The organism is Neisseria weixii (genome assembly GCF_002327085.1).
In the GTDB taxonomy this organism is placed as follows: domain Bacteria; phylum Pseudomonadota; class Gammaproteobacteria; order Burkholderiales; family Neisseriaceae; genus Neisseria; species Neisseria weixii.
Window position 1 is genome coordinate 2,300,875 of the sequence record NZ_CP023429.1, and the last position, 26,201, is coordinate 2,327,075.

23 protein-coding genes and 6 pseudogenes are annotated in these 26,201 nt (G+C 49.9%); 14 read left to right on the forward strand and 15 right to left on the reverse strand.

Going from position 1 to position 26,201, the window contains the following annotated elements; genetic code table 11:
* Positions 1-153: 153 nt before the first annotated feature.
* Complete coding sequence (locus CGZ65_RS13510) at positions 154-324, forward strand: hypothetical protein (RefSeq protein ID WP_198345290.1); 171 nt, start codon at positions 154-156, stop codon at positions 322-324.
* A gap of 2 nt (positions 325-326) precedes the next feature.
* Positions 327-584, forward strand: coding sequence for a hypothetical protein (locus CGZ65_RS13515; protein ID WP_198345291.1), 258 nt, complete (start codon positions 327-329; stop codon positions 582-584).
* Positions 585-776: 192 nt separating this feature from the next.
* Here the strand turns inward: CGZ65_RS13515 and CGZ65_RS15290 are convergent, their stop codons facing one another.
* The 3 genes and pseudogenes from CGZ65_RS15290 to CGZ65_RS14430 form a co-directional block, all read right to left on the reverse strand.
* Positions 777-1,652 (reverse strand): helicase-related protein, encoded by an 876-nt coding sequence (locus tag CGZ65_RS15290; protein WP_415906987.1) that lies wholly within the window; start codon positions 1,650-1,652, stop codon positions 777-779.
* Positions 1,647-2,179, reverse strand: a pseudogene (locus CGZ65_RS15295) (DEAD/DEAH box helicase); the annotation flags it as partial. The pseudogene CGZ65_RS15295 and the gene CGZ65_RS15290, both read right to left, overlap by 6 nt.
* A gap of 299 nt (positions 2,180-2,478) precedes the next feature.
* Entirely contained in the window at positions 2,479-2,670 is a 192-nt protein-coding gene (locus CGZ65_RS14430; RefSeq protein WP_232507446.1) for a hypothetical protein, read from the reverse strand.
* Here CGZ65_RS14430 and CGZ65_RS14435 point away from each other — a divergent pair.
* On the forward strand, positions 2,649-2,924 hold the full coding sequence (locus CGZ65_RS14435) for a hypothetical protein (protein WP_096295910.1): 276 nt from the start codon (positions 2,649-2,651) through the stop codon (positions 2,922-2,924). The two genes, CGZ65_RS14430 and CGZ65_RS14435, sit on opposite strands and share 22 nt — an antisense overlap.
* 92 nt (positions 2,925-3,016) lie before the next feature.
* Here CGZ65_RS14435 and CGZ65_RS11540 read toward each other — a convergent pair whose 3' ends face one another.
* Positions 3,017-3,793, reverse strand: coding sequence for a FadR/GntR family transcriptional regulator (locus tag CGZ65_RS11540; protein WP_096295911.1), 777 nt, complete (start codon positions 3,791-3,793; stop codon positions 3,017-3,019).
* A 372-nt stretch (positions 3,794-4,165) separates the two neighbouring features.
* Between CGZ65_RS11540 and CGZ65_RS11545 the strand changes: the two genes are divergently transcribed.
* Positions 4,166-4,423 (forward strand): hypothetical protein, encoded by a 258-nt coding sequence (locus tag CGZ65_RS11545; RefSeq protein WP_096295912.1) that lies wholly within the window; start codon positions 4,166-4,168, stop codon positions 4,421-4,423.
* A 146-nt stretch (positions 4,424-4,569) separates the two neighbouring features.
* On the opposite strand, the gene CGZ65_RS11550 is transcribed toward CGZ65_RS11545, so the two are convergent.
* Positions 4,570-5,220 carry a GrxB family glutaredoxin gene (locus CGZ65_RS11550; protein ID WP_096295913.1) on the reverse strand — a complete coding sequence of 217 codons (651 nt, stop codon included), beginning with the start codon at positions 5,218-5,220 and terminating at the stop codon, positions 4,570-4,572.
* A gap of 184 nt (positions 5,221-5,404) precedes the next feature.
* On the opposite strand from CGZ65_RS11550, the pseudogene CGZ65_RS11555 reads away from it, so the two are divergent.
* The 3 genes and pseudogenes from CGZ65_RS11555 (at position 5,405) to CGZ65_RS13025 (ending at position 9,057) form a co-directional block, all read left to right on the forward strand.
* A pseudogene (locus CGZ65_RS11555) lies at positions 5,405-7,613 on the forward strand (RelA/SpoT family protein).
* A 302-nt stretch (positions 7,614-7,915) separates the two neighbouring features.
* The gene (locus CGZ65_RS11560) at positions 7,916-8,692 is read left to right on the forward strand and encodes an MOSC domain-containing protein (RefSeq protein ID WP_096295914.1); all 777 of its coding nucleotides are present in this window, start codon (positions 7,916-7,918) and stop codon (positions 8,690-8,692) included.
* Positions 8,693-8,721: 29 nt separating this feature from the next.
* Positions 8,722-9,057 (forward strand): hypothetical protein, encoded by a 336-nt coding sequence (locus CGZ65_RS13025; RefSeq protein ID WP_123803536.1) that lies wholly within the window; start codon positions 8,722-8,724, stop codon positions 9,055-9,057.
* 150 nt (positions 9,058-9,207) lie between these two features.
* Here CGZ65_RS13025 and dxs read toward each other — a convergent pair.
* A pseudogene (gene dxs, locus CGZ65_RS11565) lies at positions 9,208-11,089 on the reverse strand (1-deoxy-D-xylulose-5-phosphate synthase).
* A 182-nt stretch (positions 11,090-11,271) separates the two neighbouring features.
* Here dxs and CGZ65_RS13520 point away from each other — a divergent pair.
* The gene (locus CGZ65_RS13520; protein WP_198345292.1) at positions 11,272-11,817 is read left to right on the forward strand and encodes a hypothetical protein; all 546 of its coding nucleotides are present in this window, start codon (positions 11,272-11,274) and stop codon (positions 11,815-11,817) included.
* Positions 11,818-11,866: 49 nt separating this feature from the next.
* Here the strand turns inward: CGZ65_RS13520 and xerC are convergent, their stop codons facing one another.
* Together xerC and CGZ65_RS11585 are read right to left on the reverse strand one after the other, a co-directional pair.
* Positions 11,867-12,769, reverse strand: coding sequence for a tyrosine recombinase XerC (xerC, locus tag CGZ65_RS11580; protein WP_096295917.1), 903 nt, complete (start codon positions 12,767-12,769; stop codon positions 11,867-11,869).
* A gap of 2 nt (positions 12,770-12,771) precedes the next feature.
* Complete coding sequence (locus CGZ65_RS11585; protein ID WP_096295918.1) at positions 12,772-13,200, reverse strand: acyl-CoA thioesterase; 429 nt, start codon at positions 13,198-13,200, stop codon at positions 12,772-12,774.
* A 218-nt stretch (positions 13,201-13,418) separates the two neighbouring features.
* On the opposite strand from CGZ65_RS11585, the gene fba reads away from it, so the two are divergent.
* Positions 13,419-14,483: a class II fructose-bisphosphate aldolase gene (fba, locus tag CGZ65_RS11590; protein WP_096295919.1), complete on the forward strand. Its 1,065-nt coding sequence runs from the start codon at positions 13,419-13,421 to the stop codon at positions 14,481-14,483.
* A 498-nt stretch (positions 14,484-14,981) separates the two neighbouring features.
* Here the strand turns inward: fba and porB are convergent.
* From porB to CGZ65_RS14445, 4 genes and pseudogenes are all read right to left on the reverse strand, one after another.
* A pseudogene (gene porB, locus CGZ65_RS11595) lies at positions 14,982-16,090 on the reverse strand (trimeric porin PorB).
* Positions 16,091-16,450: 360 nt separating this feature from the next.
* A pseudogene (gene truA, locus CGZ65_RS11600) lies at positions 16,451-17,247 on the reverse strand (tRNA pseudouridine(38-40) synthase TruA).
* Positions 17,248-17,360: 113 nt separating this feature from the next.
* Complete coding sequence (locus CGZ65_RS14440; protein WP_232507447.1) at positions 17,361-18,581, reverse strand: FimV C-terminal domain-containing protein; 1,221 nt, start codon at positions 18,579-18,581, stop codon at positions 17,361-17,363.
* Entirely contained in the window at positions 18,572-19,690 is a 1,119-nt protein-coding gene (locus CGZ65_RS14445) for a type IV pilus assembly protein FimV (protein ID WP_232507448.1), read from the reverse strand. The genes CGZ65_RS14440 and CGZ65_RS14445 overlap by 10 nt, the downstream gene beginning before the upstream one ends.
* A gap of 504 nt (positions 19,691-20,194) precedes the next feature.
* Here CGZ65_RS14445 and CGZ65_RS11610 point away from each other — a divergent pair.
* The 5 genes and pseudogenes from CGZ65_RS11610 (at position 20,195) to dtd (ending at position 23,180) form a co-directional block, all read left to right on the forward strand.
* Positions 20,195-20,488: a YciI family protein gene (locus CGZ65_RS11610; RefSeq protein WP_096295920.1), complete on the forward strand. Its 294-nt coding sequence runs from the start codon at positions 20,195-20,197 to the stop codon at positions 20,486-20,488.
* Positions 20,489-20,490: 2 nt separating this feature from the next.
* Positions 20,491-20,760: a BolA family protein gene (locus CGZ65_RS11615; RefSeq protein ID WP_096295921.1), complete on the forward strand. Its 270-nt coding sequence runs from the start codon at positions 20,491-20,493 to the stop codon at positions 20,758-20,760.
* Between the two features lie 23 nt (positions 20,761-20,783).
* Positions 20,784-21,655: pseudogene (locus CGZ65_RS11620) on the forward strand (peptidylprolyl isomerase).
* A gap of 19 nt (positions 21,656-21,674) precedes the next feature.
* Positions 21,675-22,433 (forward strand): peptidyl-prolyl cis-trans isomerase, encoded by a 759-nt coding sequence (locus tag CGZ65_RS11625; RefSeq protein ID WP_096295922.1) that lies wholly within the window; start codon positions 21,675-21,677, stop codon positions 22,431-22,433.
* 285 nt (positions 22,434-22,718) lie between these two features.
* Complete coding sequence (gene dtd, locus CGZ65_RS11630; RefSeq protein WP_096295923.1) at positions 22,719-23,180, forward strand: D-aminoacyl-tRNA deacylase; 462 nt, start codon at positions 22,719-22,721, stop codon at positions 23,178-23,180.
* Between the two features lie 250 nt (positions 23,181-23,430).
* Here dtd and CGZ65_RS11635 read toward each other — a convergent pair whose 3' ends face one another.
* The 3 genes from CGZ65_RS11635 to CGZ65_RS11645 all read right to left on the reverse strand — a co-directional run bounded on the left by CGZ65_RS11635 (position 23,431) and on the right by CGZ65_RS11645 (position 26,186).
* Complete coding sequence (locus CGZ65_RS11635; RefSeq protein ID WP_096295924.1) at positions 23,431-23,958, reverse strand: gluconokinase, GntK/IdnK-type; 528 nt, start codon at positions 23,956-23,958, stop codon at positions 23,431-23,433.
* 10 nt (positions 23,959-23,968) lie between these two features.
* Positions 23,969-25,354, reverse strand: coding sequence for a GntP family permease (locus tag CGZ65_RS11640; protein ID WP_096295925.1), 1,386 nt, complete (start codon positions 25,352-25,354; stop codon positions 23,969-23,971).
* Positions 25,355-25,598: 244 nt separating this feature from the next.
* Positions 25,599-26,186: a C39 family peptidase gene (locus tag CGZ65_RS11645; protein WP_232507610.1), complete on the reverse strand. Its 588-nt coding sequence runs from the start codon at positions 26,184-26,186 to the stop codon at positions 25,599-25,601.
* Between the last annotated feature and the right edge of the window lie 15 nt (positions 26,187-26,201).

A 26,201-nucleotide genomic window follows, 5' to 3' on the forward strand; every position in this document is an offset into this window, starting at 1 on the left:
CCTTTGTCAGGACAAACCCTTCTTCCAAATATCCCTAATTGATTGGAACTTAAGGACATGTTATCCTGCTGCCGTGATATAAAATATAAAACACCGTGTCACCCCATAACCGTAGTAGTAGCAAGGAGTCCGTATGAAAAAACAACTGCCGCATTGATTTTGTTGCTGGGGTTGGCATCTGTCGCCCAAGCCCATGTGACCGTGAGAAATTTCGCCAATGGTGTGGACAGCATGTCGGGTAAATCCGACCATTTCCGCCTTAACGTGCCGACCAACCGCGGTAAAGCGGTAACCAAGGTAGAGATGCTGGTTCCAAGCGGGTGAAGATGCTTTTTATCCACCCGATGCCCAACTGGCGCCATACTGTTACGAAAAATACAGATGGGGATATTGAAAAAGTGGTTTACACCGGCCGCATGGAAGCGGGCGAATATACCGCGTTTCCCTTTATTGCAAAAAATCCGGCCACGCCCGACACCGTCGTGAAATATCGGGTATACATTACTTATGATGATGGTGTCGTGGTGCCGTTTGACGGTTCGGAAGCTGCGCGCGGCTACCAGCCCGCCATTTTGTTGAAATAAGGCTGAAACCCTTTTCAAGATTTCCGACTCCCGTTCATTTTCCGGTAATGCAGTTCAGTTTACATCCACAAGGTATTGTTACCGGATTTGATTTAACGGATTCTACCGCCAATAAAAAGGCCGTCTGAAAGTGTGTGCTTTCAAACGGCCTTTATCATCAAAACACCCCGTTCTCAGGCAGGCGGCCGCTTTTTATTTCGGTTGTGCGCCATAATCCGGTTGCAGCAGTGCGCACGGTTGGCGTTCGAAACGGCTGCGGCGGCGCCCGGCGATTCTGCCGCATGCCGCACCGGGATCGTTTCTGTCGGTACGCGTTTTTTCGGCACGATCGCTGCGGGCGTTGCGCTGATACCGTTCACTGCGCGAGCTGCGTTCGTTTCGTCCATCGTCCCGGCTGCGGGTTTCAGACGGCCTGCGTTCGGTTTGGGCGACCTCGTTGCTACCCCACCATCCCGGTTCGAAACCTTCAATGCGCTCCACCGGCAAATCATTGCCGATTAAGGCCTTAATGGCTTCAAACATTTTCTGCTCGGTTTTATCCATCAAGGAAATCGCCACACCGCCGGCACCGGCGCGACCGGTACGGCCGATACGATGCACATAATCTTCCGCCTGCGTCGGCAGCTCGTAATTAATCACAAACGGCAATTCGGCAATATCCAAACCGCGCGCGGCCACATCAGTCGCCACCAACACGCGCAGGCTGCCTTCTTTAAATGCATTCAGCGTTTCCAAACGGGTTTGCTGCGACTTATCACCGTGAATCGACTGTGCCGCAATATTACGGCGCACCAAATCGCGGGTTACTTGATCCACGCTTTGTTTGGTTTTACAGAATACGATGACTTGGTTCATGTTCAAATCAACAATCAAACGCTCCAACAGATTGCGCTTCTGTATGCCGTCCACCGCGATGATGTGCTGCTCGACATTGGCATTTGTGGTGTTTTGCGCAGCCACTTCTACCAATTCAGGCGCATTCATAAAGTCTTGCGCCAATTTGCGAATCGGCGGCGAAAAAGTGGCTGAAAACAGCAAAGTCTGACGCTGCTTGGGCAGCATCTGCATGATTTTGCGGATGTCGTCGATGAAGCCCATATCCAACATGCGGTCGGCTTCATCCAACACCACGATTTCGACTTTGTTCAGATTAATATTTTTCTGCTTCACATGATCAAGCAGGCGGCCGACAGTGGCCACCACAATCTCACAGCCGGCGCGCAGTTCGGCGGTTTGCTTATCCATGTTGACCCCCCGAACAACACGGTATGGCGCAACGGCAGATTTTTAATATAACCCGTTACATTTTGGTCGATTTGGTCAGCCAATTCGCGCGTCGGCGTCAACACCAGCATGCGCACCGGATGCATGGCCGGCGAAGTACTGGCGGTTGCATAACGTTTCAAACGTTCCAAGCTCGGCAGCATAAAGGCAGCGGTTTTGCCGGTACCGGTTTGCGCGGCGGCCAACAAATCGTGACCTGCCAAAGCTTTTGGAATGGCGGCCGCCTGAATCGGTGTCGGGTTTTCATAGCCTTGCTGGCTTAAGGCAGAAACGATTTCGTTGCCCAAGCCTAAAGTTGCAAATGGATTCATAGACGTATCTTTCTGTTTCAGACGGCCTATCCGTTAGGCTGTCTGAAAAAAGGAATCAGGATAATAGATTGAAACCGCAACGCGAAATGTCTGCGGCTAAAAAATTAGAAGATGAATTATGCCACAAAACACGCCCTGCTCCCACCCGAATCGGCGACAAATCCCAATCAACAGGCTGTCTGAACAAACCGCTCCATCGTTCATATCACAACCAATCGCGATAAGCGGATTCTATCGCAATTATTGCACCGTGTAACCGATTTCGTGCTAAATTACCTTTTTCCTTAACCTACTATTTTTTAAGGAAAATCCCTTACCAAAGGAATTGAGATGAACATGAAAAACATGTTGCCCGCCACTTTGGCCAGCACTGCATTGATGATGCCGGCCATCAGCCACGCCGAGCAAACCAAACGCACCAGCACGGTAAAATCTACTGCTATCGGCGCAGCTGCGGGCGCCGTCGCCGGTGGCATGGTCGGTAAAAACAAAAAAAGGCGCGTTAATCGGCGCAGCAGCAGGCGGTTTGGCCGGTGCGGCGTATTCTTATCACCGCAACCGCGAAGCCGATGTCACCGATTACAGCGACAACGATTATTACAACGGCCGCGGCCGCAACAGCTGCTATGAAGACGATGAAGATGGCGACCGCCGCGGCAGCCGCAATGAACGTGAGCGCCGTTACGAAGATGACGACGATAGCCGCTCTAACCGTCGTCGCGACAGACGCGATGACGACGACTAAGCATTGCCGTTAAGCAGCTTATCATCAATCAGGCCGTCTGAAACAGTGTCAATCTATAGATTACCCTGTTTTCAGACGGCCTTTTTATCAAATCACCAATCTTTGACTCTATCCAAATCATGCTGCGCCAAAGTACCGGCGTGTTCGCGGCGGCTTTGGTATTCACGTCCTTCTCTAATGTGTTCGGACACAAAATCCAAATGTCGGCGTGCAATTTCGGCAGCTTGTTGCGCATCGCCTGCCTTGATGGCTTCATACAAGGCACGGTGATGCGCGATTAAGGTCGGGCGCGGGTTATACTCATGGTCGGCATGAATGATGTCGCTGCGGGTTTGTTCGTAAAGCATTTTCAGCAAACTGGCCGATAAATGGCTGAACAAAATATTGTGTGCGGCATCGGCGATGGTTTGGTGAAAAGAATAATCCGCTTCGGCCTGATGGTCCAGATTGCCTTCATGGCAGGCGGTTTCAAAGTTGGCCAACCAAAACTCAATGCGCTTCAAATCCGTATCGGTGCGACGCATGGCCGCCAATGCCGCCATGCAGCCTTCGATGTGGCAACTGAAATCATACACATCGCGCTCCCAATTGGAGTGCTTGCCCAACAATGCCTGCCAATCAGCCAAAAAATCCTGCTGCGGCTTGGCAGAAACATAATAACCATCCCCCTGCCGCGCTTCCAAAACATTTTTGGCAATCAACACATTTAAAGCCACGCGCACCGATGGGCGAGAAACATTAAATTCTTCAGCCAAACTGCGCTCGGGCGGAATCTTCTGGCCTTCGGGATATTCACCGGCGGCAATGCGCTCTTCCAAAACCGCCAATATTTGGTCGCTGACCTTTTGCGGACGAACTAATTTTGTCATGATTTTTTTCTGTGTATGGCGTGTGCAAATCGGTAAAATTGGTCAAACCAATCTTTAGCCGTGATTTTACTGACGCGGCATTCTTACCGTCAATCTCACTGTTGATTTTTGATTGTATATTGTAGGTTTTAATTTTTACGGCTTGTTTTTCGCCATGATTTTTGAATAATTGCTAGAGAATTTAACAATGCAAGCTGTTGAGCAATGGAGCATTTCATTTTTGTCATTAACGATTATGCTTTTTAAATGATGTAAACTTTACACCGTCAAATGAAACTAAATCCCATCCTTGCCACTCAATGACCTTACAGACTCGATTCTGCAACTACCGAAAACTCCGGTAAACATCAATAAAATATAGGAATATACAATATGAAGACTTTATTTATCTCCGTTGCGACCGCTGTGCTGCTGCTGAGCGCGTGTTCAAGCAATAAAACTGCTGAAGCGCCAAATCCGGCTCCGCAAATCAGCGTGGAAGAAGCCATTGCCCAATGCCAACAAGCTGCCGGTGAAAATGCTGACCGTGCCGCGTTTGATGCCTGCATGAAAGACAAAGGCTTCCAACGAAAAGCCGGTGAACAAGCTCCACAGGCTCCGGCTGATGCACCTGCTTCTGCTGCACAATAAGCAGCATTAAATCAAGCTAACGGCTTTTTTACTCCCTGGAAATGCCGTTAAGAGCAACTTGAAAACAAAGGCCGTCTGAACAGGTTTGGCAGAAATCGATGATTTCGCTGCCTTATTTATTCAGACGGCCTTTGATCATTTAGCGTTTACAGTGCGCGGTCAAAATATAAATCCACGCCACCCGCTTCGCTCATGCGCATCAGGTAATCCATCACATTTTGCGGCCATTCGATGCCGCGTGTCACGGTTAGGTTGCGTAAAATCGGGAACAGCAGAATATCCTCCATTGCCGCTTCACCGTTTACGCCTGCGCCTTCGTTACTGATTAAGCCGTCGAGCGCCGGCAAATCGGTATTGATCCGCTCTAAGTATTGCGCGGTTTTGTTGAAATTGGTGTCAAAATTACCGATATTCTGCTCTTTTTTATCAACGAAATATTTCACGGCTTCCGGCGTGGCAAACTCCGGCAGGCCGATTTTCACCGTGCGCGGCTGCACCAGTTTATTGTTGTATTCGCCGACTTTGTCCAACCAAGCCTGCAATTCGGGACGGATGTCTTCTTTCAGACGGCCTTGACCGGCCTGCTCATCCACATAGCGCACGATATCCAAGCTCTCGCCCATAAACGAGCCGTCTTCTTTCTGCAAAATCGGCACTTGTTTGGCACCAATCATGCCGATGGGGGTAGCTTCGTCGTCATTCATCAGATTTTCCGTTTCCAACGGCAAGCCGCGCAAACCAAAAATCATACGCGCACGCACACAAAACGGACAATGATCGTAAATATAAAGTTTCATCATAAGGCTCCAAAAATAAACACGGTTACCTTATCACTTCAGGCCGTCTGAAACAAGCATTCGTCTTTTCAGACGGCCTGCTTCGGCCGGAAGTTTAGTATATCAATAGCACCAATATAGCTATTATTAACATCCGCCAATCCTGTTACAATGACGTTTCCGTAACCGAATTTTCCACTACGCCATGAACGGAATCTCCATCACCAGCAACATCGCGCCCAATCTCGAACAATACCGCGATTGGTTTGCGCCCTATTTGGCCAAACAATCAGAACGCGATGCCCAAATGCTTCAGACGGCCTTAAATCTGGCCGAGCAATACTATCCGCACGATGCCTTAACCGTCAGCGGCGAACCTGTGTTGAGCAATCTGATGGGGCGGCGAAGATGGTGAACGAAATGGATTTGCTCGCCGATGCCGTTGCCGCCGCCATTTTGGCCGATATTTCCAGCTATTGCGGCCATTGGCAGGAAACCGTCACCGAGCAATGCAACGCCACCGTGTGCGAGCTGATCAAAGGCATTGACGAAGTACAAAAGCTCACCCAGTTTGCCAAGGTCGACAGCTTGGCCACACCGGAAGAGCGTGCGCAACAGGCTGAAACCATGCGCAAAATGCTGCTGGCGATGGTCACCGATATCCGCGTGGTGCTGATTAAGCTCGCCATGCGTACGCGCACCATGCAATACATCGGTTCGCAGGAAGATTCACCGGAAAAACGCGCATTAGCCAAAGAAACCTTGGATATTTTTGCCCCTTAGCCAACCGCTTGGGCGTGTGGCAACTCAAATGGCAATTGGAAGATTTGGGCTTCCGCCACCAAGAGCCGGAAAAATACCGCGAAATCGCGCAGCTTTTAGACGAAAAGCGCACCGAGCGGCTGGAATACATTGAAAATTTCCTGAATATTTTGAGTGGCGAACTCACCAAATACAACGTGCATTTCGAAGTGGCCGGCCGCCCGAAACACATCTATTCCATTTACAAAAAAATGGTCAAGAAAAAGCTCAGTTTCGACGGGCTTTACGACATCCGCGCCGTGCGGATTTTGGTCGATACCGTGCCTGAGTGTTACACCACGCTGGGGATTGTCCACAGCTTGTGGCAGCCGGTTCCGGGCGAGTTTGACGACTACATCGCCAATCCGAAAGGCAACGGCTACAAGAGTTTGCACACCGTCATCGTCGGCCCTGAAGACAAGGGCGTGGAAGTGCAAATCCGCACCTTCGACATGCACCAATTCAACGAATTCGGTGTTGCCGCCCACTGGCGCTATAAAGAAGGCGGCAAAGGCGATTCGGCTTACGAACAAAAAATCGCCTGGCTGCGCCAATTGCTCGACTGGCGCGAAAACATGGCCGAAAGCGGCAAGGAAGACTTGGCTTCCGCCTTCAAAACCGAATTGTTCCAAGACACCATTTATGTGTTGACGCCGCACGGCAAAGTGTTGTCGCTGCCTGCCGGCGCCACCCCTATCGACTTTGCCTATGCCCTGCACAGCAGCATCGGCGACCGTTGCCGCGGCGCCAAAGTCGACGGCCAAATCGTGCCGCTTTCCACCGCTCTGGAAAACGGCCAACGCGTGGAAATCATCACCGCCAAAGAAGGCAACCCGTCGGTCAACTGGCTGTATGAAGGCTGGGTGAAATCAAGCAAAGCCATCAGCAAAATCCGCTCGTTTATCCGCCAGCAAAACGCCGATGCAATTAAAGAAGACGGCCGCGCCCAGCTCGACAAGCAGCTGGTGAAAATCAATCCGAAGCCGAATCTGCAGGATTTATCGGAAAAACTCGGCTTCAAAAAGCTCGACGATTTATACACCGCCATCGGTCAGGATGAAATCTCGCCGCGCGCGATTCAAAAGGCCTGTGGCACGCTGAACGAACCGCCGCCGCTGCCGGTAGATGAAACCACCATCGTCAAACAATCGAAAATCAAAAAAGGCGGTAAAAACGGCGTGCTTATCGACGGCGAAGACGGCCTGCTCACCACGCTGGCCAAGTGCTGCAAACCAGCCCCGCCCGACGACATCATCGGCTTTGTTACCCGCGAGCGCGGCATTTCAGTGCACCGCAAAACCTGCCCGTCCTTCCAACATCTGGCCGAACAAGCGCCGGATAAAGTATTGAACGCGGGCTGGGCGGCCTTGCAGGAAGGCCAAGTCTTTGCCGTGGACATAGAAATCCGCGCGCAAGACCGCGGCGGCCTGTTGCGTGATGTGTCCGATGCCTTGGCGCGCCACAAACTCAACGTCACCGCCGTGCAAACGCAAAGCCGCGACTTGGAAGCCAGTATGCGCTTTACGCTGGAAGTCCGCCAAGTCAACGACTTACCGCGCGTGTTGGCCGGCCTGACCGATGTCAAAGGCGTATTGAGTGTAACACGTTTGTAAAACCCAACAGGCCGTCTGAAAGATTATCTTTCAGACGGCCTGAGGTTTTTGCAAAACTCCTTCAGAATCTGGCACACACAAACCCGCCGTCATTCCCGCGCAGGCGGGAATCCATCGTAACATACTAAGAAACCTATTTTATTCAATAGCTTGCTATACTCAAAAATGGATTCCCGCCTGCGCGGGAATGACGGCGGGTTTGTTTACGCTGACTTTCGAAAGAGTTTTGCAACGATCTCTTATAGAAGCACAGAAAGCTCAAACATTTTATTCGGCCTTACATTCTTCAGGAAATATCCACCATGCGTTTAACCGACATCCACCGCTACCCCGTCAAATCCATGGGCGGCAATGCGCTGACCGAATCCGACATCACGCCGCAAGGCCTGCCGCTTGACCGTGAATGGCTCGTCACCGCACCCGACGGCAATATGCTCACCGCACGCAAGCACCCGGCCATGCTGCTGTGGCAAACCGAAGCCGATTCAGACGGCCTCATGCTTACCGCGCCTGATGGCAGCCGCCAAACGGTTTCGGTGCAGGATATGAATCAGCAAAGCGACGTCACGGTATGGAAAGACCGCTTTACCGCATTCACCACCGACCATGCCGCCAATGCTTGGTTGAGCAAACAAATCGGCACCGAAGCGCGCTTGCATTGGTTGGGCGAACAAAGCCGCCGCCTCTTGGCGCATTCGCAAACGCCGCTTTCTTTTGCCGATGGTGCGCCTTATCTGCTAACCCATACGGCTTCCTTGGCAGAATTGAATACTTATCTTGACGAACCGGTAGAAATGGCGCGTTTCCGCCCGAATTTCACGGTCGATGGCGGCAAGACGTTTGAAGAAGAACAATGGCATCGCATCCGCATCGGCGAAGTGGAATTCGAGCATTTCAAACCCTGCGTCCGCTGCGTAATGACCACGGTGGATTTAATCTCAGGCCGCCGCCACCCTCAGCAAGAGCCACTTTCTACCCTTGCCATTGCCCGCAAAGCGATTTTCGGCATTAACCTGGTCGCACTCAACCAAGGCCGCGTGCATATTGGGGATGATGTGGAAGTGTTATCGTGGCTGTAAGCACATCAATGCGACAGAGGCCGTCTGAAATGCGTTCAGACGGCCTCTGCTTTGATATAAATGGTTTGTTTCCTTTTGTTGCACTTACAGCTTCGCAGACTTATCCGCCTGCTTTTTCACCCGGAAAAACAAAAACGCTGCAATCACACAAACCGACAATTAAGGTGATTAACGATAAAATGCCCACAGGCGATTTAAAGAGTTCCGCAAAAACTTCCATTTTTTCATTCCTTCTTAGTTGGGGAGTGTTGCAAACCATTATAGCCCGACTATGCCATCTAGCTTTGACAAATGTCAAACTTACTGATTTAAAAAAGTTTATGCAAAAACAATACACAATCATCGCATACAAAAAGGCCGTCTGAAATATCATCTTTCAGACGGCCTTTTTCATATAATCGTTTAAAATAAAAATAATACGGGGTTGCCGGCTCCCTTATGTACTATGTACATAAGGGAGCCGCCTTGTATTATTTCTATTTTGAAACGACTATGCACTATTCCTTATCGGCAAATTATGCTGCCAACCATTCGCCTATACGTTTTTCCATCGCAGCGGCACTCAAGCCCAAATCGTCAAGCAGCTTGGCAGGATCACCGTGCTCGGTCACTATATCGGCCACACCCAACACCAGCACAGGCTTGCAGATTTTGTGTTTTGCCAACACTTCCAACACCAAGCTGCCGGCACCGCCTTGTTCGGCGTTTTCTTCAACGGTTACCAAGTAATCGTGCGATTTTGCCAATTCAAGAATCAAGGCTTCATCAACCGGCTTGACGAAACGCATATCCGCCACACTGGCATCAAAGGTTTCGGCGGCTGTTAAAGCCGGTTGCACCATGCTGCCGAAGGCGATAATTGCGGTTTGTCTGCCTTCGCGGCGCAACACGCCTTTGCCCACCGGTACGGTTTCGAGGCCGTCTGAAACAGGGGTGCCGCAACCGCTGCCCCGCGGGTAACGCACAGCGGTCGGCGCATCCAATGCGTAACAGGTTGAAAGCAGCAAGCGGCATTCGTTTTCGTCGCTCGGTGCGGCAATCACCATATTCGGAATGCAGCGCAAGAAGCTTAAATCATACAAACCGGCATGGGTCGGCCCGTCGGCACCCACTACACCGGCGCGGTCGATAGCAAACATCACCGGCAGATTTTGCAGGGCGACATCGTGTACCAATTGGTCGTACGCGCGCTGCAGGAAGGTAGAGTAAATCGCCACCACCGGCTTCACGCCTTCGCAAGCCAAGCCGCCGGCAAAGGTGACGGCGTGCTGCTCAGCGATACCGACATCAAAATAACGTTCGGGAAAACGCTGCTCAAATTCCACCAAGCCGCTGCCTTCGCGCATGGCCGGAGTAATCGCCACCAAACGCTGATCGGCCGCTGCTTGGTCGCAAACCCACTTACCGAAAATTTCGGTATAGGTCGGCTTGGCAGCGGCCGGTTTCGCTTCAGCCACTTGCGTTTGCGGCTTAGCAGATACGGCGTGGTATTTCACCGGATCGTTTTCCGCAAGCTTGTAACCGTTGCCTTTTTTGGTAATCACGTGCAGTAATTGCGGCCCTTTCCTGCCACGCAAATCCTGCAATACATCCACCAATTTTTCCACATCGTGACCGTCTACCGGACCGGTGTATTCAAAACCGAAATTTTCAAATAAAGAAAGCGACTGCTTCACATGGTCAGCTTCGCTGGCCATGCTTTTGATCTTGTGTTCGACTTTTTGCGCAATTTCCATCGCACCCGGTAATTTGTCCAAAACCTTGCTTGATTGTGCCTTGATGGTCGAGAACAATCCGTGCATATCGCGCACCACGTTGCTGGCTAAGTATTTCGGTAATGCGCCGACATTCGGCGAAATCGACATTTCGTTGTCGTTCAAAATCACCAGCAAATCCACGTCCATATCACCGGCGCAGTTTAAGGCTTCAAATGCCTGCCCTGCAGTCATTGCGCCATCGCCGATAACCGCCACGCTGCGGTTGTGCGAACCTTGCAGCTTGTCAGCAATTGCCATACCGAGTGCCGCGCCGATGGATGTCGATGAATGCCCCACGCCGAAGGTATCGTATTCTGATTCGCTGCGCTTGGGAAACCGGCCAAGCCACCGTATTGGCGGATGGTGTGCATGCGGTTGCGGCGGCCGGTAAGGATTTTGTGCGGATAGCTTTGATGGCCGACATCCCAAACCAACTTGTCATCAGGCGTGTGGTATACGTAATGCAGCGCAACCGTCAATTCAACTGCCCCAGATTGCTGGCAAAATGACCGCCGGTTCTGACAACCGACTCCAGCAAAAAAGTACGCAATTCGTCGGCCACTTGCGGCAACCGGCCTTTATCCAGCGCGCGCAATTGTTGCGGCTGTTCGATGAGGTCTAATAATGGGGTATGACTCATGGTGTGATTTTGGGGTGATTTATTGATGTAATGAAGAATTATAGCAAGACTTCAGCCGATTTATCAGCCTGATTTTACAGGCCGTCTGAAAAAGGGAAAAACGGCCGCTTTTGCCTGAGGCCGTGAAAGTTTTGCCGCTTCATGCTAGACTGTCAGCAATATTTACCGAATAAGTTTTTGATATGTCCGCAATAAAATCTTTATTCTCCCTGCCGCTGCTGCTGGCTTTGGCAGCCTGCTCCCCTTCCGAACCGGCCGGCGCGCCGCCGGCCGCATCCGCACCCCAAGCCGCATCACCAGTGGAATACGCCGGAATCACCGCCGCTTCCATGGCTTCCGCTGCGGCTGCTTCGGATATAAGCGCTTCTTCAACCATTCCACACTTGGGCGGCGAGTTAAGCGCGCAAAATCAAGCCAAATGGCAGAGCTACACTTGCGAAGAAAATCAAAAAATCGATGTACGCTACTACAAAAGCGATGCCGGACCAACCGCCCAAATCCGCCACAAAGGTTTAAACATCAGCGCGCCTTACAGCCCTGAATTGAGCGATGAAGATTTAAGCGCATTCAGTAACGGCGAATTAACTTGGACCATCGGCAACTTTGTGCAAACCGATTTCTATCAGGAAAGCGACGGTTTCCTCATACGCCATGAAAAGGTTGAAGGTATCGGCGAAGAAGGCATCGTCGATCATTTGTTGGTGCAGGGTTGTATGCCTGCCAAATAATTTCCAATTATTCAAAGGCCGTCTGAACGCGTTTCAGACGGCCTTTGGTTTATTTTTCCGTTTTTCGTTTCGCACGCGGATGCGCTTCGTCATACACTTGCGCCAAATGGTCGAAATCCAGCTTGGTATAAATCTGCGTGGTGGAAAGATTACTGTGCCCTAACAATTCCTGCACTGCCCGAATATCGCGCGAAGCTTGCAACAAATGACTGGCATAACTGTGACGCAGCATGTGCGGCGACAAATGTTGGCCGCTGACCTGCTTGGCTGCCCATTGCGCCAAACGCTTCTGAATCTGCCGCCGTCCCAAACGTTTGCCGTTTTTGCCGGTAAACAAAGCCGTTTCATCATCAGCAGCAATGCGCACAGGCAGATAAGCGGCAATGGCTTCGCGGCTTTTCTGCACCAGCGGCACTTGGCGCTGCTTGTTGCCTTTGCCTGTCACACTCACCCAACCTTCATCCAGCAGCACATCGCCCAGATTCAAACCATGCACTTCACTCAACCGCAGGCCGCTGCCGTAAAGCAATTCAAACACCGCGCGATCGCGCACGGCCAAATCGGAATCGTCATCATCACTATCCAGCCAGTGATTGAGCGGTTCCTGCTGCAAGGCTTTGGGCAACCGTTGCGGCGGCTTGGGCGCTTTAAGATTATGAGCCGGGTCTTTATCCAGCAAACCCTGCTTCATCAGCCACGCACAATATTGCCGCCACACTGATAATTTGCGCGCCAAGCTGCGTTCGCCCAAATTTTGCTGCGACAGTTTTTTTAACGCCGCCACCATATCCGCACGCACAACCTCTCCGTCTTCAGACGGCCTTGCCGCCAGCAAATCATGCAATTGCGCCAAATCACGCCGATAGGCAGTAAGCGTGTGCGCCGACTTGCCTTGCTGCTGCAAATCCGCCAAATAGGCATCTTGCTGCGCGAAAAATTGAGTCTGTTTCATATTCAGACGGCCTCCAATACTGCTTTTAAAGGTTCCGGCAAGCGGCAGACGCGTTGCGCGGCGTAATCGAAACACACCATACGCGTTTGTACGCGGGCTATTGATTTTTCGTCCGACTCACGAATCAAATGATAAAGCAGCGTAAAACCGCTTTTGCCCACATCAGCCGCACCCATGTCGATGCGTAAATCATCACCGTGATGCGCCTGCGCCAAATACTGCACCGCCGCATCGGCCATAATCAGCCCGGCACCGCCCGCATCCAATTCGCTCCAGTCCTGCTGCTTCAGCCAGCGCATACGCGTTTCATGGCAAAGCCGCAGCACGGCATCATTGGCTAAATGCCGGCCATAATTAATATCGCCGATTTGCACGGCCATCTGCGTGGCAAACAAAATATCATCAGGCGCAGCTACAATGATTCTTGGCATAGGGTTCCTTTTTAATTTCAGACGGCCTTGATCAAACTGTTATTATCTAACATCTTACGTTAATCGCAAATATTTACCGATGGCTTGCCTGAATCTAAATTCATCTCAAACGGATGTTATTAACATATGAAACTAATGTAGCCTTATGTAGTCTTTTAAGGAAAAAGCGATTATAATTTGCCTACCGTTCATTTCCACACTACCTTTAGGAGATTCTTATGGCTCTTGTATCCATGCGCCAATTGCTTGATCATGCCGCAGAAAACAGCTACGGCCTGCCTGCATTCAACGTCAACAACCTCGAACAAATGCGCGCCATTATGGAAGCCGCCGACCAAGTGAATTCACCGGTCATCGTTCAAGCCAGCGCAGGTGCGCGCAAATATGCCGGCGCGCCTTTTTTACGCCATTTGATTTTGGCCGCCGTTGAAGAATTTCCGCATATTCCGGTAGTGATGCACCAAGACCACGGCGCTTCGCCTGACGTGTGCCAACGCTCGATTCAATTGGGTTTCTCATCCGTGATGATGGACGGCTCATTGATGGAAGACGGCAAAACACCATCTACTTACGGATACAACGTTGACGTGACCCGCACTGTTGTCAACTTCGCCCACGCTTGCGGCGTATCGGTTGAAGGCGAAATCGGCGTATTGGGCAACTTGGAAACCGGTGAAGCCGGCGAAGAAGACGGCGTAGGCGCAGTTGGTAAGTTAACCCACGACCAAATGCTCACCGGCGTGGAAGACGCGGTTAATTTCGTGCGCGATACCGGCGTGGATGCTTTGGCGATTGCAGTCGGCACCAGTCACGGCGCATACAAATTTACCCGCCCGCCAACCGGCGATGTATTGCGCATTGACCGCATTAAAGAAATCCACGAAGCCCTACCGAACACCCACATTGTGATGCACGGCTCAAGCTCAGTTCCGCAAGAGTGGTTGAAAGTCATCAACGGGCACGGCGGCAACATTGGTGAAACCTACGGCGTACCGGTTGAAGAAATTGTGCAAGGCATCAAATACGGCGTGCGCAAAGTCAACATCGACACCGATTTGCGCTTGGCTTCAACCGGCGCCATCCGCCGCTTTATGGCCGAAAATCCGGCAGAATTCGATCCGCGCAAATATTTGGCGAAAACCGTCGAAGCCATGAAACAAGTCTGCATCGACCGCTACCTGGCATTCGGCTGTGAAGGCCAAGCCGATAAAATCAGACCGGTTTCTTTGGAAAAAATGGCGGAAAAATACGCCAAAGGCGAATTGAACCAAATCATCAAATAATGCGTTAACAAGCTGACAGGCCGTCTGAAAAAAATCTTTTCAGACGGCCTAATATGTAGGAAATTGTCGGGTTGTTTACACTTTTTATGCAAAACAGCTTTTATTTTCTGCCTAAATGATTATTTTAGGATTGTTGGGCATTATCAAGAACCATGCGGCGTTGCCGTGCCTTTCGGCATTCTTGACAACACTCAAAAATCCCAAAATGGATCTTCAAGCAAAAAAGCAAAAGTGTAAACAACGCTAGGATTTTCTACACCACAAAAACCATGAATATAGAGAAGACCCCGCGCAGATAGGAATCTAGGCCAATCGGTTTCAGGAATATTGAGCTATTGCGGTAATTTGGCGTTCTGGATTCCCCCTACGCTAGCAGTAGCATAGCGCACTTGCGCAGCTGATAACGGAGGTGGTAAACATAAATATCCTTCAACTTACCCACCAATAAAAAAGAGTCTGCCGAAGCAGACTCTTTTCTTTCAAACTAACCGGTTTAGATTAGAATTTGTGACGCAGACCAACCATACCGGCAGTAGTTTCGGTTTTGTTGTCGCTCTTACCGGCGCGCAACCAACCTGCAGATACCAAAGCGCTGGTACGTTTAGAGAAGTCGTAGTCGGCACCAACGATGACTTGGTTGTATTGAGTGCCGCTCAATTTCTTACCGTCTTTAGCTTTAGCTTTGAAACCGTGAGCGTAAGAAACGCGTGGGGTCACGTTACCGAAACGGTAACCGATAGTAGCAGCAGCTTCGTGTTGTTTCACACCGGCAGAAGAGTCGGTAGAAGCATTGTAGCTGTCATCATTTGCCAATTTAGCCTTGTAGCTTCCCTCACTATCCCAACCATTGGTGTATTGGTAGCCCAAAGCAGCCATCAGGTTGTTGGCATCGTAACCAATTACACCACGGTGTACTTGACCGGATTTGCTTTCGCCATTAGCAACGTAAGCAGATTTTTTCAGGCCGTAAGCATATTGACCGAAGAAACCGGCGTTTTCATAGTTCAAACCGGCGTAGTAGGTAGAAGTATCACCGGCATTATCACCACGACCATTAGTTAAACCTACACCGCGGACAGTAGATTCATTATCGCGCAGAGTGTATTGAACGTTAGCGCTTACACCGCCGAATACTGGGTGTCGTAACGTACGGATACGGCACGCTCGTCAACACGGGTAAACATACCCAAGCCCAAAGCCGGGTTGCTGTATTCCCAAGGATCCAATGCGTCGCTAGTGTCTTTCACAGAAGAATCCAATTTACCGGCACGGATTTTACCGAAGCCGCCTTCCAAACCGATGAATGATTCGCGGGTACCCCAGCCTGAATCAGTACCGGCTACAGAAGCGCTTTGCTCCAACTGCCAGATAGCATTCAGGTTGTCAGCCAAGGGCTCGTGGCCTTTGAAACCGATACGAGAACCGAAATCGGTAATTTTAGTTTCGGTATGGCTTTCATTACGGGTTACCTTACCAGCAGCGTCGGTTTCTTTTACTTTGGTTTTACCAACTTCAACACCTGCTTTGATTTGACCGTACAAAGTCACATCAGCCATAGCTGCAACAGGCAAAGCTGCCAAAGTCAGAGCAATCAGAGATTTTTTCATTGCTGTATTCCTTTTCTATCATGAAAATTAACTTAAGCAGACCGAACATCTACTTAGGCCTTACATTATCGCTGGAATCAGCGATTCCATGAGTGTCACTATAATTGTTCCCTTCTAAAAAAACAAACTTTATAGGCATCAACTGCGTTATCCTCGCCTAAAATATTTGAAACTTACCTCTAAAAATTAAAAAAATTTTCTTATAAATCAATTATTAATTCATATAAAAGTTGTTGTGCATTTTTACAACACAGATTCTTTGACTTCCTTATTGCCAATTAACGCAAAGCCATAGTCATTCTTATTTCATGGTTTCTTTTCCAACTGGGAAACAATGTTTACATAACCAGATTGATGTATTTACAACCAACTCGGTATATCTGCTTTAAGTATGTCAAACTCATCCGGATAATCGACACCGGTCAAATACAGCCCGTCGGGCATAAAGGTAGGCGGCGCTTTCAGACGGCTTTTTTCTTCTATTAAGCTTGCAAAACCTTCAATACTAAGCTTCTTACTGCCGACATAAACTAATGCGCCCATGATGTTGCGCACCATGTGATGTAAAAAAGCATTGCCGTGCAAATCCAGCTTGAGTAATTCGGGCGTGCCGCTAATATTGGCGCTATATAGTGTTTTAATGGGGGATTTAGCCTGACACATGGAAGCGCGGAAGCTGGAAAAGTCTTTTTCACCTTCCAATAATTTCGCTGCCTGCTGCATTAATTCGATATCCAAATCCAAATGCGTCCACCCGCCTTGCCGACCAGCAGCGGCGAGCGCACAGGCGCAGATTGCAACAGATAGCGGTAATGCCGGCCATAGGCATCAAAGCGGGCGTGAAAATGCGCGGCCACCGGCTGCGCGTGCCATACGGCAATGCCCTGCGGCAAATGAGCGTTTACGCCCCTTATCCATGCTTGCGGCGGCCGATGGGCACCGGTATCAAAATGCACAACTTGCGCGGTCGCATGCACACCTGTGTCGGTGCGCCCGGCAACAATCACGGAGATGGGTTCTCCGGCGAGAAGACTGACGGCACGCTCCAAGGCCGTCTGAACCGTCGGCACTTCGCCTGCCTGCTTTTGCCAACCGTAAAAACGGCTGCCATCATAAGATAAGGTTAATGCCCATCGTTGCTTATTGGGATTTTCCAGCATAGTCAATGTGATGATCGGGTTGGTAGGTTTATATATTCTATATAAAATAAAGAAAAAAGATGCCGTCTGAAAAACAGCATCTTTTTCTGGGCGTAAGTCATGATGGGGATTTATGCGCCTAATTCTTCCAGCATGGTTTTGGCTTTGGCCAAAATCGCACCATCCGACTCTTCCAGCAATTCTTGCAAGGTTTCGCGAGCCGCTTCAGGATCGCCGATTTCGACATACATTTTCGCCAATTCATATTTGGCTTCCAATGGCGCGGTCATACCGACGGATTCTGAAATAAAGCCTGATTCACGAGAGCTGCTGTCAGCCGTCTCGGCTACAGCAATGCTGTCCCATTCAATGGTTTCATCAGCTTCAGTCACTTGCACCGCTTCGGTATTGAAATCACCCGCATCTTGGAATGACAAGGCTTCGGCTTGCTGAATATCGAATAATTCAGGCTCAGCCGCCACTTCTGCTTCCACTGCCTCATCACGCAATTCAGGGCTTGGCTCGAAAGTGGCATCAATCACCGGTTCCGGCTCCGCCTCCGGCCAAACGGATTCCAAAGGTGCTTCATCATCGGCTTTATCGGTTTCCGCTGCCGGCGCTTTCGCATCGGCAGCAACCAAAACAGCAGAATCTACGGCAGCCGGGTTGCTGTCTGTTGATTCGGCTTTGGCCTTAGCATCTTCAGCAAAGAAATCCCATTCTTCTTTAACTTCAGTTTTGGCTTCTTCTACTTCAAAGTCCCAAGATTCGCGTTCAGACGACTGTTCGGTAACGAAAGCATTGGCAACCGGTGTAGCTGGTTTTTCAATCGCAACATCCTCAACGGAAGCGTAGGGATTTTCAGGTTCCGGTTCATAAACGCTTTCCGTAGATTCAATGGTATCCCAATCCGCATTACGGCGTTTTTCGGTTTCCTCATCAAGCGTTACCGCGCCGGATACAATCGCAGCTTGAGCATTGTCGATATCATTTAAGTCTACATCGACATCGCCTTGTTTGGCAGCCGGAGCATCTTGCACTTCAGTAAAGAAGATATCGTCGCCGAAATCGTCTTCCACTTCCAATTCGTCATCCGGTTTTTTGGCGACATAAGCGGCCGCGGCAGTTGCCGCTGCACCTACACCGGCAGCAGTCGCCATGGTTTTAGCCGTATTGGAAACAGGCTGTTCTGATTCAGGCAATGGTTTGTATTCGGTAACGTTGTCTTCAGGAGTGAACGTCTCTTCTTTTACCACAGGCTGCACGGCTTCTTCTGCAGGTTCAACCTTGCGTTTACCCAACAATTTAGACAAGAAGAACAAAGCGATTAATGCCGCACCGCCTAACAGCAACCAACGCCATAAGCTGTTATCACTTGAATCTGCGGCTTCTTCTTGTGGTGCTGCGGTTCGGTTACCACCGGATCAGCAGGCTCGATTGCGCCGGCTTCTGCAGCAACCGGCGCTGAGGCTGCGGTGACCGCTGCATTGTCAGCCGCTTCAGAAGCAGCAGTTACGGCAGGTTCTTCTTGTGAAGCAGCTTGATCGGCAACTTGCGCTTCGGGTTCTGTAACCGCCGGTGTGGTTGTGGTTACGGCAGGTGTTTCTACCGACGCTTCTGTTGGTGTTGTTGCTGGCGGTTGGGTTTCCGCCGGCTTCGCTACCGGAGCCGCTTGATTGGCATAGGTTTGGAATTCACCGCGGTCCGGAATGCTCAATACCTTACCGGCCAACATGCGGTCGGCATTATTATTGATGAATACATCCGGGTTGGCGTTTACCAAAGCCTGAACGGTTTGCGCCAAGGTCATGCCTTGCGGGCGAACACGGCTGGCAATACCGGTCAAAGTTTCGCCTTGGCGTACCAAGTGGCGTTTGCCGTAAACGATACCGCTGTATTGTTGTTGCGGTTTTGACTTCGCAGCTTTGGCGTTACTGTCGGCACGGCGCACCGGTTTATCGTTGCGTGTATCAGGCGTATTGCTGCTGCCGATGGCACGATTAATGCGTTCGTGGGCGGCTTGGCGATCAAACGAAGTAGCAGCCGGGGCAGCTTCTACTCGGGCAACCTGATTGTTCTTGTGCCCACGGATGGCGGCGCTGTCGGTTTTGGCGTTGTAGTCTGCCGGATCGATAATGGCGGTATATTCGCGCGATTGCGAACCGACGCTGACCTGAAAAATCAATACGGGATCTTGAATCGGCTTAGACGAGCGGATGTTGACCACGGCTTTGTCACCACCGGTTTTGCGGATGCTGGCGCGCAGATTACCGTTGGAAATCGAAGCTTTACCACCGTTGAGCAAAGCTTTAGCCTCATTTCCGGTGACGGTGATGGTGCCTGAGAAAGGTTCGCCCAAATGTGAATGGACGTTCAAACCGCCCAATCCGGCCATGGCACTAATTGACGTCATCAATGCCACGGAAGCGGCGATTAATTTAATTTTATGGTATTTTTTCAAAACTTAATCCCCTGTTTGAAATGGCAGCGCGGCTGCGTAATCCGTGCTTAAACTGTGTATCTCGTGATGATATATTCTAAAGTACCTATCTGCCAAGTCATCTGATCAAATTAAATTAAAAATCGACAGGAAAATTGCAACTTTATAGCTACTATCGTTTCTTTTTTACAAATACATTGGAATAATTACTTAGCTTACTAGATGGATAGCTCACCTGAAATACTTGAATTTTTAAGATGTACAAATGTCGTGCATCTGAATGCAAAGCGCTGTACCAGCCATAGCGAAAAAGATGCAAAAACCTAATCAGGTCTTGTATCATAGGCTATGATTTTTCGTTAGGATTGATTGTTATCTTAAGAATCATGAAATAAGAATCCATCATACAAGCGCTTGAGCTGTGATAAGATAAATACTTTCAGACGGCCTTTTCTCTCATGCCGTCTGAAACCCGATCTGCGGTATCGGCCTTTGCCGACACCGATTTATCAAAAGGATACATTTATGCAATACTTCATGTTATTGGCTACCGATGCCGACGGCGTACACGAAGCCCGCATGGCGGCGCGCCCTGATCATTTGCAACGCTTGGAAGCCTTAAAAGCCGAAGGCCGCTTGCTGACCGCCGGCCCGAATCCTTTGCCGGACAATCCGGAACGCGTTTCCGGCAGCCTGATTATTGCGCAATTCGAATCGTTGGATGTAGCGCAGGAATGGGCGGAAAAAGATCCTTATGTCGATGCCGGCGTGTACGAAGAAATTTTAATTAAGCCGTTTAAACCGGTATTCGGTCTGTAATCATGGATATGCAGGCAGAAATCGAAGGCCGTCTGAAAAGCTTGGATTACCAGCTTTTTGAATTTGAAGACGAAAGCCATCTCCACATCGGCCATGCGGGCAACAAAGGCGGTGGGCATTATGCGGTCGTGATTGTGAGCGAAGCCTTTCGCGACGTCAGCCGTCTCAACCGCCAGCGCATGGTCAAAACCTTATTAAACGATTTATTTTCAGACGGCCTGATTCATGCCTTGAGCATCAAAGCCGTTACTCCTGATGAATATTTCAACTGATTCAACAACAAATTGAGAAAATTATGAAAAAAACCTATGTTACTTCGGCTGTATTTTTCGCCCTTGCTTCAGGCAGCCTGCTGGCGCAAACCTTAGTCACTGTCAACGGCCAAGCCATCAACAGCAGCATGATTGATGCGCAAGTTAAAGCAATTCGCGCTGAAAACAAACAAATTCAAGATACCCCCGCCCTGCGCCGAAACCTGACCGAACGCCAAGTGATTTCCACCGTGGTCGGCCAAGAAGCCAAACGTTTGAAACTAGACCAAAGCGCAGAATACAAACAGGCCTTGCAACAAGCGCGTGCTGCCGCCGATAAAAGCGGCGCCTCCAAAAAAGCCAATTTCAAAACCGAATGGGCGGTATTTCAAAGTGACTTGCTAGGCCAAGCCTACGCCGCTCATGTGGCCAAACAAAATCCGGTGCAGGAAAAAGACGTTAAAGCCGCTTACGACGATTTCAGCAAATTCTATAAAGGCACGCAAGAAGTGCAATTAGGCGAAATCGCAACCAACAGCAGCACTGATGCCGAAAAAGCCATCGCCGATTTGAAAGCCAAAAAAGCTTCAGCAGCGTGTTGAAACAATACTCGGTTGATGAGCAAGCCAAACAGACCGGCGGCATTCCGAATATGTATGTACCGCTGAAAGATCTGCAACAATCTGCGCCGCCTTTGTATCATGCGGTGAAAGACCTGAAAAAGGGCGGCGTGACCGCCAAACCTTTGCAAAACGGCAATATTTACAGCGTATTCTATGTAAACGACCGCCGCAACATTACCCTGCCGACTTACGATCAGGCCAAAAACGACATCGGTCGCGATTTGCAAGCTGCCCGCATTGATGCTTCAGTGCAGTCGCTGCTGCAAAAAGCCGACATCAAACCGGCCAAATAATTCAGCGACGGAGTAAATGATGAAATATCAAACGGCGGTGGCCGGCATTGTTGCCGCAGCGGTGGCCGGCTTCGCGATTGCCAACGCACCGGAAATTCCTGCCGCACGCATCGACAGCATGGTGAAAGAAGTGTTGCGCCAAGCCGACCAGCATCCGAACCAAACGTCCAAACCGAACGGTGCAGCCATCCGCAAGGATGTGGTGCGTCAGTTGCAGACATTTGAAGTATTGAAAAACGAAGCCCTGAAAGTGGGATTGGATAAAGACCCTGAAGTGCAAAACCAATTCCAGACCATGGAAGCCCAGTTTTACGCCACACAATACGCGCAATATCTGGAGCGCAACACCACTGTTGACGACAACGATTTGCACAAAATCTACGAACAGCAAACGCGCATGATTAAGCTGCAACAAGTGAGTTTCAACAGCGAGCAAGAAGCCCGCGCTGCGTTGGAATTGCTGCGCAAAGGCTTGTCGTTTGACGATTTGATGAAGCGTTATCCGAATCCGGAACAAGCGTTCAACGAATTCATCATGCCGCAGCAGTTGCCACCGCAAATGGCTGAAATTGTCGAGCCCATGAGTCGTGGCGACGTGACGCCTCATCCGGTAAAACTGCAGGATAAGTTTTATCTCTTTAAACTGGGTGCAGTCGAGCGCAATCCTGAAGCGCAGCCGTTTGAGCTGGTGCGCAACCAACTGGCGCAACAGGCCAAACAGCAGAAAGTGCGCCGTCAGATTGACGACTTGCTGAAAGCCAACGGCATCAGCCGCTGATAAAGCATTAAGGCATGAACAGGCCGTCTGAAATTCAGTTTTTCAGACGGCTTTTTTCTATCCAATCCATCTGTTTTTTATCTTTGATAATAGAACGGCTTTTGCATGCGTCAATAGATTATCCCATAATACGGTTTTCAGACGGCCTCGAGACTTTGCAAAATCTCATGAATACTCCGAAACCAAAACAGCAGTCATTCCCGTGCGGACGGGAATGACGTCGGTTTTGTGTACTCTGGCTTTTGAAGGCGTTGTACAAAGGCCTAACCTATTCAAAGGAACATCATGCGCGCAGTAATTCAAAAAGTAACCCACGCCCAAGTCGATATTATTGAAAACAATAGCCGCGATACCGGCGGCAAAATCGACAACGGCTTTATGATTTTGCTGGGTGTGACCCACGACGATACCGAAGCCGATGCCCGCTATATTGCCGATAAAGCCGGCAATCTGCGTATTTTTGAAGATGAAAACGGCAAGCTGAATTTGTCACTCAAAGATGTCGGCGGTTCGGTATTGTTGGTCTCACAATTCACTTTATATGCCGATGCCCGCAGCGGCCGCCGCCCTTCTTTCTCGCATGCTGCCCATGCCGCCCAAGCCGCTGCTTTGTATCAGCGCACAGCCGAATATCTGCGCGGACACGGCTTGACGGTGGAAACCGGCCGTTTTCAAACACATATGCAGGCGACACTGTGCAATGACGGGCCGGTGACACTGCTGCTGGATTCTCAAAAGCTGTTTTAGCCCATTGGCCTGTTCGGCCGATAAAAAAAGCCGTCTGAATACATTCAGACGGCCTAATGTTGTACATACAGCAATGTAGAACAAGGGAATACAAACAAACATGATCACAAACAATTGCATCACGCTGAAAATGTAAAGTGAATTTTACCATTATTAATATAAAATAGAAATACTTGTCAAAAATTATTATAAAAAAAGCCGTCTGAAATTTAACTTTCAGACGGCCTGATACCTCTATACCTGATGAGGCTTAATCATTCGGCAACAAACCTTCTGCTTTTACCCAAGCGACGATATCGGCTTCTACAGCCTCCGGGGAACCCGGATTGTCGATTTTCACACCGTATTCATCGGCTTCAAGCTCTTCCAGAATTTCCAATTGCGAATCCAGCATATCAGCCTTCATGTAATGGCCTTTGCGCGACATCATTCGCTCAAGGTTTACTTCTTGCGGCGGAGTCAGGTGGATAAATGCCACTTTACCTTCTGTACCGCGCAAAATATCTCGGTATTGTTTTTTCAATGCAGAACACGTCACAATCGAATACGCCGCGCCTGCTTGCGCCTGCGCCGTCATCCAGTCACGCAGATTGCCCAGCCAAGGATAGCGGTCTTCATCGGTCAGCGGAATGCCCGCACCCATTTTATCGCGGTTGGCTTGGGTGTGAAATTCATCACCTTCAGCATATGCACATTCGCCCAAATGCTTTTGCAGTGACAAGGCCGCCGTGGTTTTACCGCAGCCGCATACGCCCATCATTACAAAATGTACGGTCATATCATTCTCCTTAAACGATAGTAAAGGCCAATGCCGACAAAGCAAAACCAATCAGAGCAATCAGGGTTTGGTTAACTGTCCATGTTTTCAGTGTGGTCGGTACGTCCATATTCAACAAGCGGCCAACCAGCCAGAAACCGGAATCGTTAAAGTGGCTGCAACCGACAGAACCGGCAGCCGTAGCCAACACCACACAAGCCAATTGCCAATCGCTGAAACCGGCTGCCATCACTGCGGGTGCCATCAAAGCTGCGGCAGTGGTTAAAGCCACGGTAGCAGAACCTTGCGCAATACGCAACGCCAATGCCACCAAGAAGCAGCCCAGCAACACCGGAATGCCCAAATCAGCCATGCTGTCGGCCAAAGCCTGACCGATACCCGACGCACGCAATACGCCGCCGAACATACCGCCCGCGCCGGTAATCAGAATCACTGAGCACACCGGCCCCAACGCACCGTCGATGGTTTTTTCCAAAGCAGTAGCTTTTTCACCGCGCTTGCAACCCAAAACATACAGAGCCACCAATACGGAAATCAACAGGGCAATCGGTGTAGAACCAATCATGCGCAATGTTTGTACCCAAGCTTCATCGGCGCTGACCACTTTTTCACTGATTAAGGCAGCCAATCCGGTATTCAAAAAAATCAGCAACATCGGAATCAGCATAATGCCGATCACGGTTGAAGCTTTGGCAGGCTCTTTCGGGGAGTCGCTGTCTTGTGCGCCGCCACTCAAGAAATCAGGCACCGGCACATTAAACTTCCGGCCTAAAATCCGACCCCACAAATAACCACTGAAATACCAAGTAATCACCGCAACCGGCAAACCGACCAGCAGCACATGGCCGATGTTGGCGCCGTAAAATTCAGAAGCGGCAATCGGCCCCGGATGCGGCGGCAGGAAAACGTGCATCACCGAAAACGCACCAATCGATGCCATGGCATACGGCAAAACTGTTGCTTTCATACGGCGTGCAGTAGCAAATACAATCGGCAGCATCACCATCAAGCCCGCGTCGAAGAAAATCGGGAAACCGAAAATCAACGAAGCCACACCCAAGGCAAACGGCGCACGTTTTTCGCCAAACATGCGAATCAAGGCATCAGCCAGCGACTGCGCACCACCCGATGTTTCCACCAAGCGGCCGAGCATCGCACCTAAGCCGACCAGCAAAGCCACGCCGCCGAGCGTGCCGCCGAAGTTTCTCACCAACACATCATTAACAATATTGCCCATCGGCAAACCGGTGGCAATCGCCGTCAGCAGGCTGACGCACACCAGTGTCACCAACGCATGAATGCGGAATTTCACAATCATGACCAAAATCAGCAAAATCGCCGCTGCCGCAATCCCCAACAGCGTCCCTGCGTTGAGGGTTTGAGTCCAACCGTCCATTTGTCACCTTTCCATTGATAAAATGTAAACAGATTAAGAAAATTTCCAGCAAAATTTCGATATAAATTTAGCACAAATCATACCGCCATGCCGAAATCAAAATATTCTGTTTCAATAAGTGCATATTTATTAAAATGAAATTTTTCAAGCAAACCAACGTTTCCTGACTCAGATCAAAAACAGACAGGCCGTCTGAAAATCTGCATTTTCAGACGGCCTTGCCCTATTATATGCTCTTATCTATCTAATCTACCCTACTACTTTTCACTTGTGTTACCGCAAACTCAGTCTGCCTCTTCGGTTGACGCGTAAAAAACGCCGCATTACTTTGAATTTCTGCACCCTTAGGCAACACGGCTAAAATCTTACCCGACAAATCGCCTTCCCGCGTCTTCCATGCGTCAAGAAACTGCGCACGGCTCATCGAAACATGCCCCAATGACGGATCAGCCAGCAAAACCGTATCATCAGAAACACCGCGCAATACCGAAAAATGGTCGTCTTTACGGTATTTCAGATACACAATCACCGGAATTTTCAAAGCCGTCAACTGCTCAAACGTCAAAGCGTAGCCCTTCGCCTCAGGTAAAATCCGCTGCATATCTTCAAAAGAAGCCCGTTCGCGCGTTTTGTCCATTTTCTCAAGCACTTCCTCTTCCGTCAGCTTCTGCCCGTAAAAATTGTTCAACAACGTGGCCACCGAAGCCGTGCCGCAGGAAAAATCCAAATCCTGCTTCACGATATTGAAATCACGTTTTTCCTTCCAACTCTGTACCTTGATTTTGCCGTAAGCCAAAGGATTCTCATGCGGCATCGGCGCGGCATGGATCATCGGCAGAAGCAGGTA

Bases quoted from the DNA above. Each gene is read 5' to 3' on its own strand.
- CGZ65_RS13515 (WP_198345291.1), top strand. From the start codon at position 327: ATGCTTTTTATCCACCCGATGCCCAACTGGCGCCATACTGTTACGAAA.
- CGZ65_RS11635 (WP_096295924.1), bottom strand. From the start codon at position 23,958: ATGACCGTACATTTTGTAATGATGGGCGTATGCGGCTGCGGTAAAACC.
- fba (WP_096295919.1), top strand. From the start codon at position 13,419: ATGGCTCTTGTATCCATGCGCCAATTGCTTGATCATGCCGCAGAAAAC.
- CGZ65_RS11615 (WP_096295921.1), top strand. From the start codon at position 20,491: ATGGATATGCAGGCAGAAATCGAAGGCCGTCTGAAAAGCTTGGATTAC.
- CGZ65_RS11645 (WP_232507610.1), bottom strand. From the start codon at position 26,186: ATGATCCATGCCGCGCCGATGCCGCATGAGAATCCTTTGGCTTACGGC.
- CGZ65_RS11610 (WP_096295920.1), top strand. From the start codon at position 20,195: ATGCAATACTTCATGTTATTGGCTACCGATGCCGACGGCGTACACGAA.
- CGZ65_RS11625 (WP_096295922.1), top strand. From the start codon at position 21,675: ATGAAATATCAAACGGCGGTGGCCGGCATTGTTGCCGCAGCGGTGGCC.
- CGZ65_RS11640 (WP_096295925.1), bottom strand. From the start codon at position 25,354: ATGGACGGTTGGACTCAAACCCTCAACGCAGGGACGCTGTTGGGGATT.
- CGZ65_RS13520 (WP_198345292.1), top strand. From the start codon at position 11,272: ATGTCCGCAATAAAATCTTTATTCTCCCTGCCGCTGCTGCTGGCTTTG.
- CGZ65_RS11585 (WP_096295918.1), bottom strand. From the start codon at position 13,200: ATGCCAAGAATCATTGTAGCTGCGCCTGATGATATTTTGTTTGCCACG.
- CGZ65_RS13025 (WP_123803536.1), top strand. From the start codon at position 8,722: ATGCGTTCAGACGGCCTCTGCTTTGATATAAATGGTTTGTTTCCTTTT.
- xerC (WP_096295917.1), bottom strand. From the start codon at position 12,769: ATGAAACAGACTCAATTTTTCGCGCAGCAAGATGCCTATTTGGCGGAT.
- CGZ65_RS11550 (WP_096295913.1), bottom strand. From the start codon at position 5,220: ATGAAACTTTATATTTACGATCATTGTCCGTTTTGTGTGCGTGCGCGT.
- CGZ65_RS11545 (WP_096295912.1), top strand. From the start codon at position 4,166: ATGAAGACTTTATTTATCTCCGTTGCGACCGCTGTGCTGCTGCTGAGC.
- dtd (WP_096295923.1), top strand. From the start codon at position 22,719: ATGCGCGCAGTAATTCAAAAAGTAACCCACGCCCAAGTCGATATTATT.
- CGZ65_RS11560 (WP_096295914.1), top strand. From the start codon at position 7,916: ATGCGTTTAACCGACATCCACCGCTACCCCGTCAAATCCATGGGCGGC.
- CGZ65_RS11540 (WP_096295911.1), bottom strand. From the start codon at position 3,793: ATGACAAAATTAGTTCGTCCGCAAAAGGTCAGCGACCAAATATTGGCG.
- CGZ65_RS15290 (WP_415906987.1), bottom strand. From the start codon at position 1,652: ATGCAGATGCTGCCCAAGCAGCGTCAGACTTTGCTGTTTTCAGCCACT.